A 13,536-nucleotide genomic window follows, 5' to 3' on the forward strand; every position below is an offset into this window, starting at 1 on the left:
CCTTTTCGGTCAGGCGATCACGAGCGCGGGAACATCGGGCCGGTGGACCACCCGGTCGGGCACCCGGAACAGGTCGACGAGGTTGCCGCCCATCACCTTCCGAATCCCGGCATCGTCCAGGCCGTGGGCCTCGAGGTCGTCGATCAAGGTGATCGGATCCGACAGCCCCTCGGGGCTCGGCCAGTCCGAGCCGAAGATGACGCGGTCGATGCCGATCAGATCGGCCATCTGCTTGAAGTCGTCCTCCCAGAACGGCGCGACGTACACCCCGCGCGTGAACGCCTCGATGGGGTTCTCCGGGAACTCCTGCGGCATCTTCTTGTGGACGTCTTCGAACTGGTGGAACAGATAGGGCACCCACGATGCGCCGTTCTCGATGGACAGGATGCGCAGCTCGGGGTTGCGGGTGAGCGCGCCGTGGCAGACCAGCGCGGCCATGGTGTCCTCGATCGGCCGCTTGCCCATCGCCACCATGCGGAAGGCGGTGGGCCGGAAGGGCAGGAACTCGTCGGCGGGCTCCCAGTCGTTGAGGTACTGGGCGTAACCGCTGTCGGAGGCGTGCATGCACACCGGGATGCCGGCCTTGACGCAGGCATCCCAGAACGGGTCGAACTCCGGCAGGCCCAGCGAGCGGGTGCCGCGGTAGCCGGGAACCGGCGCGGGCCGCACCAGCACGGTCTTCGCGCCGCGGGCGAGGCACCAGTCGAGTTCTTCGAGGGCCCGGTCGACGACGCTCAGGTTGATCACCGGGGTGGAGAAGATGCGGCCCTCGTAGTCGAACTGCCATGTCTCGTACATCCATTGGTTCAGCGCGTGGATGATGTCGAGGATCAGGTCGGGGTCGTCCTTCATGCGTTCCTCGACCAGGCTGGCCAGCGTCGGAAACATGATCGTGTAGTCCAGGCCGAGGCCGTCGAGCACCTCGAGGCGGGCCTGCGGGTTGCGGAAGGCGGGGATCGCCTTCATCGGCTTGCCCATGACCTCGCGGAAGCTCTTGCCGCCGCTGCCGTGTTTGAAGTACTCCTCCTGGGCGCCGGGGCGGGCCACGACTTCGAAGGTCGGGTTCGGGATGTAGTCGCTGATGTGGTTGCGCACGACGATCTTGGTGCGGCCGTGCACGTCGATGTAGTCGATGACGCCCTTGCGGTGCTCGGGCAGGAATTGGGTGAGCGCCTCTTTGGGCTCGTAGAAGTGATTGTCCGCGTCGAACACGGGAAAGGTCAGCTCGCGTGACGGCATACCGGCCTCCTGGAAACGTGGCTCGCACTAACCGGTAATGACATTACCACCCGGACGGCCTGATCGTGAACGAGTGCCTGTTCGGCGGAAGAAGCTGGTCACCGCCGCGCTTCGAGTCCGCGAACGCAGAACTGGTAGATGTGCGCGGCCTCGACCGGTGCCCCGGACAGCTCGGCGCCCAGCACGCGCAACCGCATCGCGCCGAGGGCGGCCTGCATGATGAGCGCGGACGTGCTGTCGACGTCGATGTCGTCGCGGAAGTCGCCGACGGCCATGCCGCGGCGGATGATGTCGCCGATCAGGGCGTGCACCGGGGCGAGCACGCGGGCGTACTCGCCGGGCAGCGCCTCGGCGAGGTGGTCGTTGTAGGACGTCAGGCCCCGGTTGACCCGGTCCTGGGTGCTCGAGCCGGGAGCCACGCAGATCCGGTCGATCAGTGTGCGCAGCGCCTGCGGAGCGGGCAGTTCAGCAGCTTCGGCGCGCCAGCGCTGTGTGGACTCGGCCATGATGCGGTCGATGAGGGCCAGCAGCAGCTCGTCTTTGGTGGTGAAGTGCTGATAGAACGAGCGCAGCGACGTCTTTGACCGTTCCACGACCTCGAGCACGGTGAAGTCGGTGCGGCCTGTCTCGCCGAGGATGTCCAGTGCGGAGCGCATGAAGCGTTCCGGTCGCGATGGAGCGTCGGTGCGCATGGCCGTGGACGACCGCCCGCGTGGTTTGGTCATGGACCCCTCCCGCCGTCCCCGGGACCCTGCTGTCGAGAATGACGTTACCGCTTTCGCAGAAGGCTATGTAGCTTCTCGTAGTGGGGCCGACGAGACACGGACAGGGGCGTGCACGGATGACGACGGAATCGACGCAGGCGCAGTGGACGGTCGAGATGCTGCTCGACCTCTTCGACGCCCGGCCGGCGGGGGAGAACCGGTTCACGGCCGAGACCGGCCTGGCCGGCGCGGATGAACGCCAGGTGGTCGAGGGGACGCAGGTGCTCGCACAGGCGATCGTGGCGGTGGCCAAGAGGTTCGTCGGCAAGTCCGTGCGGTCGGTGTACGCGGTGTTCGCCAGGGCGGTGATGGTGGGGCCACCGGTCGAGTTGGAGATCGATGTGGTGTCGGAGGGGCGGTCCACCGCGACGGCGGTGGTGTCAGCGTCGCAGAACGGGAAGCGCTGCATCACCGTGACGGTGTTCACCGATGTGCCGTCGGGCGACGTGATTCGCCACCAGCTGCCGCGCCCAGACGTCGCGTCGCCGGCGCAGGCCCATCCCGCCGACATGCCGATGGCCGGCCGGGAGGTGCGCGTGGTCGACGTGGTCGACGTCAACAGTCCCGACGAGGTCGGGCCACCCGAGCTGCATGCCTGGCTGCACTACGACCCGATCCCCGAACGGGCCGATCTCACCAAGGCGTTGATCGCGTATTTCACCGGGCACCTGGGTATTTCGACGACGATGCGCGCGCACGAGGGGATCGGCACCGCGCAGGCGCACCTGACGGTCTCGACGGCGCCGATGACGGTCAGCGTCACCTTCCACGAGCCGGTCCGCTGGAACGGCTGGCTGCTCTACGGCCACGAGAGCACGCAGGTCGGTGCGGGGATGTCCTATGTCCGCGGCACGGTGCACACCGAGGAGGGTGAGCTGATCGCGTCATTCACGCAGGACGGGCTTATCCGGCCGCTGCGCACGTCCGACACCGCGATCGCCGAGCAGAACCGGTTGTAGGTCGGCCGAGGCGAGCTTGTGCCGCCTGTGACGTTGCAGCACGGCTGACAGTGAGCTGGCGCGCCTACGCGGCGGCGCGTTTTCGAGGTGCGCGAATGTACCCGCGCGACCCCTGAGGCCGGCAGCATGGCTAGTTGGTGGATGGTGGTGGGTGTGGGTCGAAGGGTCGGTACCACCACCAGTCGGCGCGTTCCCCGGTCGGTCCGGCATACGGCGGCACCGTGGGTGGGGGTGTGGTGGGTGGCCGCGCCAGGGACCCCGCACGGAGCGGGCGGCCGTCGTCATCGGTCACCACGAGGCGCCCCGCGGTCCCACTGATCGTGATGAAGCCGCGGTGGTGCAGCCGATGGTGGTACGGACATACGAGCACGAGGTTGTCTGGATCGGTGGGGCCGCCGTCCTGCCAGTGCCGGATGTGATGGGCGTGCAAACCGCGGGTGGCGCCGCAGCCGGGGACCACGCAGCAGCGGTCCCGATGCTCCAGGACGCGGCGCAGCCGCCGGTTGATGGCGCGGGTGGCGCGTCCGGCGCCGAGGGGTTGGCCGTCGCGTTCGAAATACGCTTGAAAGGTGGCGTCACACAACAGCAAGCGGCGATCCTCATCACTGAGCATCGGCCCCAGATGCACGCCCGCCGCCGGTCTGTCGACATCGAGGTGCACCAGCACGGTGGTGTGATGCCCATGCGGGCGGCGCGCCACCTCGGTGTCCCAGCCGGCCTCAATGAGGCTCATGAACGCCTCCACCGTGGTCGGAAACGAGGGTGCCTGCTCGGGCGGCCTGCCACGCGCATCCACGCCGTGCGCGTCATAGTCAGCGTCGTGGTCGCGGGTCCAATCCGCGATCAACCCGTCCCGATGGGACTGCAACGCGGCGTCGAATCGGGCCGCCTCCAACGTGGTGAGCCGGATCCGCCACGTGGTGTAGTCGCCGTCCTCATGCTTGGTGATCCAGGACTCGGGTTCGGGTTTCGGCTTCGGTTGCGGGCGGGGTTCGAGTTTGACCATGGTGCGCAGCTGGGTGACCGTCGCGTTCTGGGCCAGCTCCACATAGTGCTCATCGGATCCGTCGGCGGCGCCCTTGGCGATCACGCCGATCTGGTCCAGCGACAGCCGGCCCTCCCGCAGCGCCTCGGCGCAGCGCGGGAACTGCTCGAGCCGATGCGCCACCGCGACCATGGTCTCGGCATTGCTGGGCGAGGTACCGGTCTTCCAGGCCACCAGTGACGCGATGGACCGGCACCCGGTGGCCCCCCACAACCGGTCGCCGTCGATCTCGGCCACGATCTCCGCGAGACGGCCATCGATGGCATTGCGCTGACCGCACAGTTCCGACATCTCCTCGAACAACAGCGCCAGCCGCTCCTTGGGAAGCAAACCGGTTGCGGTCGAGGACATACCACGATTCTCGCAGAGGGGTACGACACGTCTCGCCCCTCTCGACGCAAGCCCTCAGATCTTGAGATACCCCTTTCCGCAGGGATCTGGGCCGCGGTCACCAGCGACGAGGCGTCACTCGCCAGCCACAACACGATGTCGGAGATCAGATCCGGCGCGGCCAGCGAGTCGGTCGGCAGCGCGCCGGGCGAGTAGCTGTGGATGTAGGTGGGATGGTCGGCGAACACCTGATACATCGAGGTGTCGTTGCCCATCGGGGTGTCCGTGCCGTACGGGTGCACCGAGTTCACCCGGATGCCGAACTCGCCCAGCTCGACCGCCAGTGAGTTGGTCAGCCCGACGACGCCGAACTTGCTCGCGCAGTAGTGTCCGCACCCCGGCACGGCCTTGATCCCGGCCGCGGAGCTGATCGTGATGATCGATCCGCCGTTGCCCGCGGCGATCATCGGCGGCACCACCGCCCGGACCGTGTGCCACACTCCGGTCAGGTTGACGTCCAGGGTGTCCTGCCACTGCTGCGGCGTGATCTCCCAGAGCCGGCCCCAGTTCAGCACGCCGGCGTTCGCCACGACGATGTCGAGCCGGCCGAACTGCTCGACCGCGTCGGCCACCACCCGCACCTGCCCCTCGGCGTCGCGGACGTCGACCTCCTCGGCCAGGATCTTGCGGCCCTCACCCTCGACCAGCCGCACGGTCTCGGCGAGGTCGTCCGGGGTGGCCGGGGGATAGCCGTTGGCCTCGCTCACCGGCGCGCACGCGTCGATCGCCACCACGTCGGCCCCCGCACGCGCCAACCGCACACAGTGCGAGCGGCCCTGCCCGCGGGCGGCTCCGGTGACGTAGGCGACGCGTCCGGCCAGGGGCAACTCGTCAGCGCTCATGCGGGGATCTCCTCGGAAACGGCGGAGCGGGTGGCGAAGTCGTAGTCCGACAGCGGCGAGCGGCGCGCGAAGCGCCGCGACCCGGCGATCGTCTGCGGCCGGTGATAGACCGTGTCGCGCTGGCTGTTGACGAAGTAGGTACTCAACCCGGGATTGCAGTCCGTGAAGTAGAGGTGCGCGACGCGGCCCGCGCGCCGCATGCGGTCGTTCCACCGGTTGAACGCGTCCTGCCCGACGGCCACCACGGGGGTGCCGCGCCGCCGCGCCTCGGCGATGACGCGCACCGCGTGCGCGGCCATGGTCTCGACGAAGTCCGGCCACGCGAACCCGACGAAGCCCAGCGGCCCGACGATCTCCCACCGGTTGGGCAGCCGCGGATGCGCGGTGCCGGCGTAGGCGCGCAGCCCGTGTGCGCGATAGAACTCGGCGAGGTCGAACCCGTTGTCGCCCACGACCGTTCCGACCCGATAGGTCTCCGGATCGGTCCACAGCTCGTAGCCCGTGGCCAGCACCAGCAGGTCGGCCGGGTGCTCGACGCCGTCGGCCGTGCGCACCCCGCCGGCGGTGATCCGCTCGATCGGCGTGGTGATCAGGTGGGTGTCGGGATGGTTGAGCGCCGGCAGGAAGCTGCTGGAGATGACCGGTCGCTTGGCGAGGATCCCGTAGCGCGGGACCAGCGCACGCCGGGTGGCCGCATCGCGGACCACCACCCGCAGCAACAGCCGGTACAGCGCGCGGCAGTACGCGTCATAGCACGGCATCGCCCGCACCAGCAGCCGGTCGGGTAACCGGGAGAACAGGTGCACGATCGGCGCCACCATGAACGCGTCCATCAGGTAGCGGCCGGCGAGGTTGACCGCCGGCACGACACCCGGCACCCGCAGCGCCCGGCGCATCGCCGGTGGGATGTCGAAGTCGATCTTGGGAAGCACCCATGCCGGGGTGCGCTGAAAGACATCGAGATTGGCGGCCACCCCTGACAGCGCCGCGGCGATCTGGACGCCACTGGACCCGGTGCCGATCACCGCGACGCGCTTGCCGTGTGGATCATACGTGTCGTCCCAGGCGTTGGGCCGCAGGATGGTTCCGGTGAAGTCATCGATGCCCTCGATGTCGACGCGCGGTTTGGCGTTGACGTAGCCGCCCACCGAGCTGATCACGAACCGCGCCGACACCCGGGCGCCATCGGCGAGCGTCAGCCGCCACAGCCCCGCGGCTTCGTCCCACCGCTGGCACGCCACCTCACGGTGCGGCCGCAGGTGTGGGTACAGGCCCAGCCGTTTCGCGGTGTCCCGCAGGTAGGCGTAGATCTCCGGGCCGGGCGCGAACAGTCGCGACCAGTCCGGGTTCACCGCGAACGACAGCTGGTACCACAGCGTGGGGATGTCTACGGCCAGCCCCGGGTAGTGGTTGTCGCGCCAGGTGCCGCCGAAGTCGTGGCCGCGTTCCAGGATGACGAAGTCGGTGATGCCTCTGCGCCGCAGTAGATATCCGGCGGCGATGCCACCGGGTCCCGCGCCGATGACGGCGACCTCATGATCGGGTTCAGGCATGCGGGCCTCCCAGTCCGGCCACGATGTGTTCGGCGACGAATCGGCGCACCGCGCGCGGGTTGTCGACGTTGACGCCCAGCGGCGGCAGCAGTTCGAAACTGAACAGCAGCCGCACGATCCACTCCGCGGCCCTGGGACAGTTCACCCCGGCGCGCACCTCGCCGCGCTCGATGCCGGCGCGAACCAGGGGCTCCCACAGGTCGAGCGATCGGACCATGAGGTCGTCGCCGATGTTGCGCAATAGCAGCACCAGGATGCTCTCGTTGATGCCGCGCGGCGCCACCGCATCGGACTGCTGGCGGTGGGCGCACACCACGACCGCGGCCGCGGCGACCTGGTCGGCCAGCGTCGTCTGTTTGTCGACCTCGGCGGCCATGGTCTCGATGAACACCGACGCCAGGTGGTCGAGCGCGGTGCGGATGGCGTGGTCGCGGCTGCCGAGCGCGTTGTGGACGGTGCCGCGTGACACGCCGGCGGCCTCGGCGACGGCGGTCAGGCTGAACTGACGCGGGCCGAGGCGGCGCAACGTGGCCGTGGTGGCGGCCAGTAACGCCGGGGCGACCGGCCGGTCAGCTGCCGCGGGCATTTGAACACATTAGCGATATGTGTTCAATGTGGTCAATGATTGACGTCGACGTCCCAGGCGTGGTGGACGATGTCGTGCAGGTGGTACAGCGCGATCGAGGCGACCGTGAACTCACTGCCGTTGCTGCGCAATCCTCGCCGGTGCCATCCGTCGTCGGGCACGGAGTCGTAGGTGTCGGCGACCGTCACCGCGGCATCGAACAGCTCACCGGCCACCACGCCCGGATCCTGCGCCGCGTAATCGTCTTCGAGTGCGGTGCGATCCTGGTCCCAGTTAGGAAACAGCGGTTCGTGCTGGGTCAGCATCAACGTCAGCCGCTCGTTGAAGATCCGGTGCACATCGCGGATGTGGCAGCCGTACTCGAGCGTCGACCACGTCCCCGGCCGCGGACGAGTTGTGGCAGCGGGTGCGGCGAGGCGGCGGATCCATTCGTCGCCGTCGTCGCGGATCCGCTGCGCCACCTCGGTGTGGGCCACGCCGGCGGTGTCGAACCCGCAATCCGGACAGGGCCGCTCCAGCACCCACGTCCAGTCCTTGGTGTCCGGTTCGATCGGTTCGGCGGTGCTCATCGGGTGAACTCCTCGAGTAGGGCCGCGCGCAGCACGTCGAGCGGCAGGCCGCCGAGATCCAGCGCCCGGCTGTGGAACTCCTTGAGCGGCATACTGCGGGCCAGCATGGTCTCGCGCAGCTGCTGCCAGATCCGCTGGCCCACCGCATAGGACGGGGCCTGCCCCGGCCAGCCGAGGTAGCGGTCGAGTTCGAAGTGCAGGTGATCATCGGACTGCGCGGAATGCGCCCGCAGGAATTCCCAGGCCCGCTGCGCATCCCACGTTCCCCCGTCGGGGGCGCGCAGGCCGCAGTGCACGCCGATGTCGATGGCCACGCGGGCGGCGCGGAAGCGCTGCGCGTCCAGCATGCCCATCCGTGCCCCGTCGTCGTCGAGCCAGCCGAGCTCGGCCATCAGTCGTTCGGCGTAGAGTGCCCAGCCCTCGCCGTGGCCGGACACCCAGCAGCCCAGCCGCCGCCACCGGTTGAGCTGGTCGGCGAGGACCACCGCGTGCCCGATCTGCAGGTGGTGGCCGGGCACCCCCTCATGGAACACGGTCGTCGTCTCCTGCCAGGTGTGGAAGGTCTCCTTCCCCGGCGGCACCGACCACCACATCCGGCCCGGCCGGGTCAGATCCTCCGACGGCCCGGTGTAGTAGATGCCGCCGGTCTGAGTGGGCGCGATGCGGCACTCCAGCGTGCGCAACGCCGGCGCGATGTCGAAGTGTGTGCCGGCCAGCGCGTCGACGACGCGGTCCGACAGCGTCTGCATCCACTGCTGCAGCGCCTCGGTGCCGTGGACCTGATAGCGCGGTTCGCCGTCGAGGCGCCGGATGGTCTCGGCCACCCCGGCGCCCGGGTACAGCCGTTCTGCCACCGTCACCTGTTCGGCCACAATGGCTTCCAGCTGATCGAGGCCCCACGCGTAGGTCTCGTCGAGATCGACGGCGGCCCCGAGGAAGGACCGTGACAGCAGCCGGTAGGCGTCGCGGCCGAACGCGTCGCGGTCCGGCGCGTGCGGCGCGATGTCCTCCCGCAGCACCCGGCCCAGGTCCCGGTACGCCGCGGCGGCAGCCGCGGCGTGGCGGTCCAAATCCGCCTGCAGCGCCGGGTCCGTCGCCGCGCCGGCCACCATGTCGACGAACAGCCGCTCGATCTGTGCGGCCTGCGCGACACCCCGCTGCACCTGTCGGATCGCCGGCGGACGGCCTTCGGCGACCGCGACCCGCAACGCCTCGGCGTAACCGGGGACCCGCTGCGGCAGTGCCGCCAGCCGCCGGCCGATCACGGCCCAGTCCTCATCGCTGCCGGTGGGCATCAGGTCGAACACGTCGCGCATGGTCTGCAACGGGGAGGCGATCACGTTGAGCTCGCCGACGTCGAGGCCGGCGTCGTGGATCTCGACGAGCACGCCGAGGCGTTCGCGCATCGCCGCGGCGGTCACCGCGTCGGTCTCGTCGACAGCGGCCACGCCGTCGAGTTCCTTGAGTGCCGCACGGGCGGCCTCGGCGCGCGCGGCGACCCCGTCGGGGGAGTAGTCGGTGATGTCCTCGTCGTAATCGCGATCGCGGCCGGTGATGCCCAGTTCGGTTGCGGTGCAGGGGTCCAGCTCGGCGACGGTGTCGAGGTAGCGCTCGGCGACGGCGTCGACGGCGCTGCGGACCCTAGCCAAGGTCGTTGGTGGCGAACGTGTCGCACTTGCTGACGTCGCCGGTCTGATAGCCGACGGTGAACCACTTCTGGCGCTGCTCGGAGGAACCGTGGGTCCACGACTCGGGATTCACCCGGCCGGTGGCGGCCTGCTGGATGCGGTCGTCACCGACCGCCGCCGCGGCCGAGAGCGCATCGGCGATGTCCCGGTCGCTCAGCGGCTCCAGGAACGGCACCCCGGTGCTCTGCTGGGTGGTGACCGCCGCGTAGTGCGCCCAGATCCCCGCGTAGCAGTCGGCCTGCAGTTCGGTGCGCACCCCGCCGCCGGTGGGCCCCTCGGGGTCCTGCTGGGCGCGGGCCAGCGACCCTTCCAGCTGCTGGACGTGGTGACCGAACTCGTGAGCGACGACGTACTCCTGGGCGAACGGTCCGCCGCTGGCGCCGAACTGGGTGCGCAACGTGTCGAAGAAGTCGGTGTCGAAATAGGCGGTCTGGTCGCCCGGGCAGTAGAACGGGCCGACCGCGCTGGTGGCCGGTCCGCACGCGGTGTCAACGCTGCCGGTGAAGATCTCGACCTGCGGCCGGGTGTAGTCGGGCAGCAGTTGCGCCCACACCGCGTCCAGCGAGTTGCCGGTCGCCACCACGCGGCACTGCACGAACTCGTTGGCGTCGGCGCCGGTCCTGCACTGGCTCAGGTCGAAGCCGGGCGTCGAGACGTCCTCGGTGCCCAATTCGGCCTGCTGGGGCAGCACGGTGCCGGGGTCGACCCCGAGGAACAGCGCGACGATCACCACCAGCAGGCCGCCCATGCCGCCGCCGATCGCGATCCCGCGGCCGCCGCCGCGGCGCCCGCCGCTGCTCGACGTGGTGCTGGTGTCGATCTGCATGCCCTCGTTGAAGGTCATCGCGCACTCCGTCCGCCGTCGGTCGGCGCACGGCGCCGTCGGTCAGCTACCCACACTACGATTTCTTCTGTGTCCGTCGTCGCCGAAGCCGCCACCGTCGCGCACACGACCCTCGGGCGGCTCCGCGGCACCACCGAGGGTGGCGTGCACGTGTGGCGGGGCGTGGCTTATGCCCGCCAGCCCCTCGGCGACCTCCGGTTCGCCGCGCCGGTGGCGCCAGAGCCGTGGACGGGGGTGCGGGACGTCGTCGACCACGGCCCCATCCCGCCGCAGGGCAAGTCCTTCGTCGGCGGCGGCCGCGATGACCCGAAAATCCGCGACGAGGCCTGCCTGACCGTCACGGTGTGGTCACCCGACGTCTCCGGTTCGCTTCCGGTGATGGTGTGGATCCCGGGCGGGGCGTTCGTCTACGGCGCCGGGCAGCTGCAGCTCTACAACGGGTCGCGGCTGGCGGCCAACGGCGAGGTCGTGGTGGTCAACGTCACCTACCGGCTCGGGGTGTTCGGCGGGCTGGACCTCAGCGACCTCGGCGACGGGTTCGACGACAACCTCGCCCTGCGCGATCAGATCGCCGCGCTGCGATGGGTGCGCGACAACATCGCCGCGTTCGGGGGCGACCCCGACCGGGTGACGGTGTTCGGCGAATCCGCCGGCGCCACCTCGGTGCTGGCGCTGCTCACCAGCCCGGCCGCCGACGGGCTGTTCGCCAGGGCCATCGCACAGAGCCCGGCGCTGCCGCTGATCACCGACCGGGAGACCCGGGCGCAACGCGCCAGACGCTTTCTCGACCTGCTCGGCCTCGACGTCGACCAGGTCAAGGCCGCCCCGCAGCGGCTGTTGCGCCGCGCGGCCGGACAGCTGCAGCTGGAGAGCGCGGCCGAGACCCCGGCGCTGGCGTACGGCCTGACCCACGGCGTGGAGCTGCTGCCCCAGCACCCGATCGAGGCGGCGCGCGCCGGGGCGGTGCGGCAGGCGGTGCCGCTGATCGTCGGCACCAACAGTCACGAGGCGTCGATGTTCGCCTGGGGTAAACCGCCGATGCTGCCGACCACGCCGGCCGGCGTCGAATCCTGGATCGCCCGCTGCGCGCCGCAGGCCCGCGAGCGCATCCTGGGCGCCTACCCGGACTTCCCGCGCCGGCGCGCGCTGATCGCGATCGGCTCCGATGTCATGTTCGGCGGGCCGACCTGGGCGTTCGCCGATGCCTACAGCGCGCACGCCCAGACCCACGTGTACCGCTTCGACCACACCACCTGGACCCTGCGCGCGCTCGGCCTCGGCGCCACGCACGGCAGTGAGATCGTGCACATCCAGCACAGCTATGCGTCCTATCTGGGCCGCAAGATCCACCCGCTGGGCCGGCGCGTCCTGCCGTCGGTGGGACGCCGGATGCAGCGCACCTGGCTGGACTTCGCCACCCGCGGGTGGGCGCCCGGTGAGCAGTGGCGCGACGACTGGCCCCGCTACGACGCCCAGCGCCGCCGCACGCGGGTGATCCGGTCGGCCCGCGACGACTCGGTCGACGATCCGGACGCGGTGCGCCGCAGCGCCTGGAGCGGCGTGTACTAGCCGGTGACGGGGTACCGCTCGTCGGTGTAGCGGCGCAGGTTGTGCAGGAAGCCCTGAAAAGTGCGGGCCATCAGCGGCCGCCCGAGGGACATGCCCAGCCGCGCCGGGAGGCCGCGCGGTTTCATCGCCATCACCCAGGTCAGGTGACAACCCTGCGGCGTGGGCTTCACCCGGTAGTCCTCGGCGAACGCGGCGATGCTGTTCGTCGACGCCTGGTTGAACCGGAACGCCATGTGGCTGAACGGCTCCCAGGCGAGAAATTCTTCGTCGCCGACGATGCCCCCGCGCATGTGGACGGTGCGGGTGGTGCCGATGCCGCGCGGTTCGGCGCTGGTCCAGTTCACCTTGGTGATGGCCGTCGCCCAGTGCGGCCACGATTCGGCGTCGGCGAGCACCTCGAAGAGTTGTTCGGGCGTGATCGCGAGGTCGACCGTGCTGACGAACCGGTACGGCGCGGAGTCGACGAACGACAGGTCGACGCGTTCGCAGGCGTGCATGGCCATACAGGGTAGAGCACGGTGTCTACCCGGGGCCGTCACCCGCGGCGGCCAGCAGCGGCACGACGATGTCGCTGATCGGCGTGGCGACGCCGTACCGGGCGCCCTTGCGGGCGATCACGCCGTTGCGGATGTCCCACTCCAGCGCACGGTGGGCTTCCCGGTCGGTGAGCATCGAGGTGGTGATGTCGGCCGGTCCGGCGGCCAGCATGCCGACGATGTCGTCGATCACCGAGTCGGGCAGGGTGGCACCGTCGGCCCGCGCGACGGCCAGGCATTCGGCCAGATAGCGGCGGCTGAGCGCGGCGACGTCGTCGCGGCGGAACATCCCGGCCCGCCGCCCGGTGAGCACCATCAGCCCGACCACCGCGTTGACCAGCAGCTTGTGCCAGGCGGCGGAGGGGAAGTCCGGGTCGAGGTCGACGCGCAGCCGGTCGGTGCCCAGCACGTCGGCCAGCCGGGCGGCCGCCGCGGTGTCGGGCAGCACCAGCCGCGCGTCGGTGCGCACCCGCACCCAGCCCCGGGGATCGGTCTCGGCGGACACCCACACCGCGGCGGGCACCACCGTCGCGTCCGGGCAGTACCGACCCACCCGCTCGACCTGCTCGACCCCGTTCTGCAGTGCGCACACCACGGTGCGGTCGTCGCACAGCCGGGCCAGCCACCCCGCCGCGGCCTCGTTCTGGGTGTCCTTCACCGCCAGCAGCACGACGTCGACCGGGCCATCGGCCGCGTCCGGGTCGGTGCGCACCGGCCCGGGCACGACGATCGGGTCGCGGTCCTCGGGGCGCACGTCGAGGGAGGCGCGCGCGGTGCGCCCGTACAGCGCGACCGGCCGGCCGGCCTCGTGGATCAGCGCGGCGATCGTGGCGCCCACGGCGCCGGGTCCGATGAGCGCGATGCGCGGGGCGTTTCCAGTGACGGACGTGGGCTGCACCGTCGCCAAGGTACCGGCGCGACGGCCCCCACTACACTGGCCCGTTGTTCCCGT

The 13,536-nt window shown here is 70.2% G+C and carries 12 protein-coding genes and 1 pseudogene; 2 read left to right on the top strand and 11 right to left on the bottom strand.

Translation table 11 applies throughout. The annotated features are described in order from the left end of the window. Nucleotides 1-9: 9 nt before the first annotated feature. Nucleotides 10-1,239, bottom strand: coding sequence for an amidohydrolase family protein (locus tag E4P42_RS10065; protein ID WP_135125728.1), 1,230 nt, complete (start codon nucleotides 1,237-1,239; stop codon nucleotides 10-12). 98 nt (nucleotides 1,240-1,337) lie between these two features. Beyond that, nucleotides 1,338-1,964 carry a TetR/AcrR family transcriptional regulator gene (locus E4P42_RS10070; protein WP_167759434.1) on the bottom strand — a complete coding sequence of 209 codons (627 nt, stop codon included), beginning with the start codon at nucleotides 1,962-1,964 and terminating at the stop codon, nucleotides 1,338-1,340. A 116-nt stretch (nucleotides 1,965-2,080) separates the two neighbouring features. Between E4P42_RS10070 and E4P42_RS10075 the strand changes: the two genes are divergently transcribed. Continuing rightward, entirely contained in the window at nucleotides 2,081-2,962 is an 882-nt protein-coding gene (locus tag E4P42_RS10075) for an acyl-CoA thioesterase II (RefSeq protein WP_135125730.1), read from the top strand. A 130-nt stretch (nucleotides 2,963-3,092) separates the two neighbouring features. On the opposite strand, the gene E4P42_RS10080 is transcribed toward E4P42_RS10075, so the two are convergent. The 7 genes and pseudogenes from E4P42_RS10080 to E4P42_RS10110 all read right to left on the bottom strand — a co-directional run bounded on the left by E4P42_RS10080 (nucleotide 3,093) and on the right by E4P42_RS10110 (nucleotide 10,479). Continuing rightward, entirely contained in the window at nucleotides 3,093-4,358 is a 1,266-nt protein-coding gene (locus E4P42_RS10080; protein ID WP_135125732.1) for an HNH endonuclease signature motif containing protein, read from the bottom strand. Nucleotides 4,359-4,412: 54 nt separating this feature from the next. Further along, a pseudogene (locus E4P42_RS10085) lies at nucleotides 4,413-5,239 on the bottom strand (mycofactocin-coupled SDR family oxidoreductase). Next, the gene (locus E4P42_RS10090; protein WP_135125734.1) at nucleotides 5,236-6,792 is read right to left on the bottom strand and encodes an NAD(P)/FAD-dependent oxidoreductase; all 1,557 of its coding nucleotides are present in this window, start codon (nucleotides 6,790-6,792) and stop codon (nucleotides 5,236-5,238) included. The pseudogene E4P42_RS10085 and the gene E4P42_RS10090 overlap by 4 nt, the downstream one beginning before the upstream one ends. Next, nucleotides 6,785-7,378: a TetR/AcrR family transcriptional regulator gene (locus tag E4P42_RS10095; RefSeq protein ID WP_135125736.1), complete on the bottom strand. Its 594-nt coding sequence runs from the start codon at nucleotides 7,376-7,378 to the stop codon at nucleotides 6,785-6,787. The genes E4P42_RS10090 and E4P42_RS10095 overlap by 8 nt, the downstream gene beginning before the upstream one ends. A gap of 32 nt (nucleotides 7,379-7,410) precedes the next feature. Further along, the gene (locus E4P42_RS10100) at nucleotides 7,411-7,947 is read right to left on the bottom strand and encodes a DinB family protein (RefSeq protein WP_135125738.1); all 537 of its coding nucleotides are present in this window, start codon (nucleotides 7,945-7,947) and stop codon (nucleotides 7,411-7,413) included. After that, nucleotides 7,944-9,596, bottom strand: a complete 1,653-nt coding sequence (locus E4P42_RS10105; protein WP_135125740.1) for a DUF885 domain-containing protein — start codon at nucleotides 9,594-9,596, stop codon at nucleotides 7,944-7,946. The genes E4P42_RS10100 and E4P42_RS10105 overlap by 4 nt, the downstream gene beginning before the upstream one ends. Further along, nucleotides 9,589-10,479 (bottom strand): neutral zinc metallopeptidase, encoded by an 891-nt coding sequence (locus E4P42_RS10110; protein ID WP_135125742.1) that lies wholly within the window; start codon nucleotides 10,477-10,479, stop codon nucleotides 9,589-9,591. The genes E4P42_RS10105 and E4P42_RS10110 overlap by 8 nt, the downstream gene beginning before the upstream one ends. 69 nt (nucleotides 10,480-10,548) lie before the next feature. On the opposite strand from E4P42_RS10110, the gene E4P42_RS10115 reads away from it, so the two are divergent. Beyond that, entirely contained in the window at nucleotides 10,549-12,048 is a 1,500-nt protein-coding gene (locus tag E4P42_RS10115; protein ID WP_135125744.1) for a carboxylesterase/lipase family protein, read from the top strand. Here E4P42_RS10115 and E4P42_RS10120 read toward each other — a convergent pair. Continuing rightward, a complete protein-coding gene (locus E4P42_RS10120; RefSeq protein ID WP_135125746.1) occupies nucleotides 12,045-12,551 on the bottom strand; it encodes an SRPBCC family protein in 507 nt (168 codons plus the stop codon). The two genes, E4P42_RS10115 and E4P42_RS10120, sit on opposite strands and share 4 nt — an antisense overlap. 19 nt (nucleotides 12,552-12,570) lie before the next feature. Beyond that, nucleotides 12,571-13,482: an oxidoreductase gene (locus tag E4P42_RS10125; RefSeq protein WP_245233966.1), complete on the bottom strand. Its 912-nt coding sequence runs from the start codon at nucleotides 13,480-13,482 to the stop codon at nucleotides 12,571-12,573. Nucleotides 13,483-13,536 lie beyond the last annotated feature (54 nt).

The organism is Mycobacterium sp. PS03-16, assembly GCF_004570325.1.
Taxonomy (GTDB): Bacteria; Actinomycetota; Actinomycetes; order Mycobacteriales; family Mycobacteriaceae; genus Mycobacterium.

Bases quoted from the DNA above. Each gene is read 5' to 3' on its own strand.
- E4P42_RS10120 (WP_135125746.1), bottom strand. From the start codon at position 12,551: ATGGCCATGCACGCCTGCGAACGCGTCGACCTGTCGTTCGTCGACTCC.
- E4P42_RS10095 (WP_135125736.1), bottom strand. From the start codon at position 7,378: ATGCCCGCGGCAGCTGACCGGCCGGTCGCCCCGGCGTTACTGGCCGCC.
- E4P42_RS10070 (WP_167759434.1), bottom strand. From the start codon at position 1,964: ATGACCAAACCACGCGGGCGGTCGTCCACGGCCATGCGCACCGACGCT.
- E4P42_RS10090 (WP_135125734.1), bottom strand. From the start codon at position 6,792: ATGCCTGAACCCGATCATGAGGTCGCCGTCATCGGCGCGGGACCCGGT.
- E4P42_RS10110 (WP_135125742.1), bottom strand. From the start codon at position 10,479: ATGACCTTCAACGAGGGCATGCAGATCGACACCAGCACCACGTCGAGC.
- E4P42_RS10075 (WP_135125730.1), top strand. From the start codon at position 2,081: ATGACGACGGAATCGACGCAGGCGCAGTGGACGGTCGAGATGCTGCTC.
- E4P42_RS10065 (WP_135125728.1), bottom strand. From the start codon at position 1,239: ATGCCGTCACGCGAGCTGACCTTTCCCGTGTTCGACGCGGACAATCAC.
- E4P42_RS10080 (WP_135125732.1), bottom strand. From the start codon at position 4,358: ATGTCCTCGACCGCAACCGGTTTGCTTCCCAAGGAGCGGCTGGCGCTG.
- E4P42_RS10100 (WP_135125738.1), bottom strand. From the start codon at position 7,947: ATGAGCACCGCCGAACCGATCGAACCGGACACCAAGGACTGGACGTGG.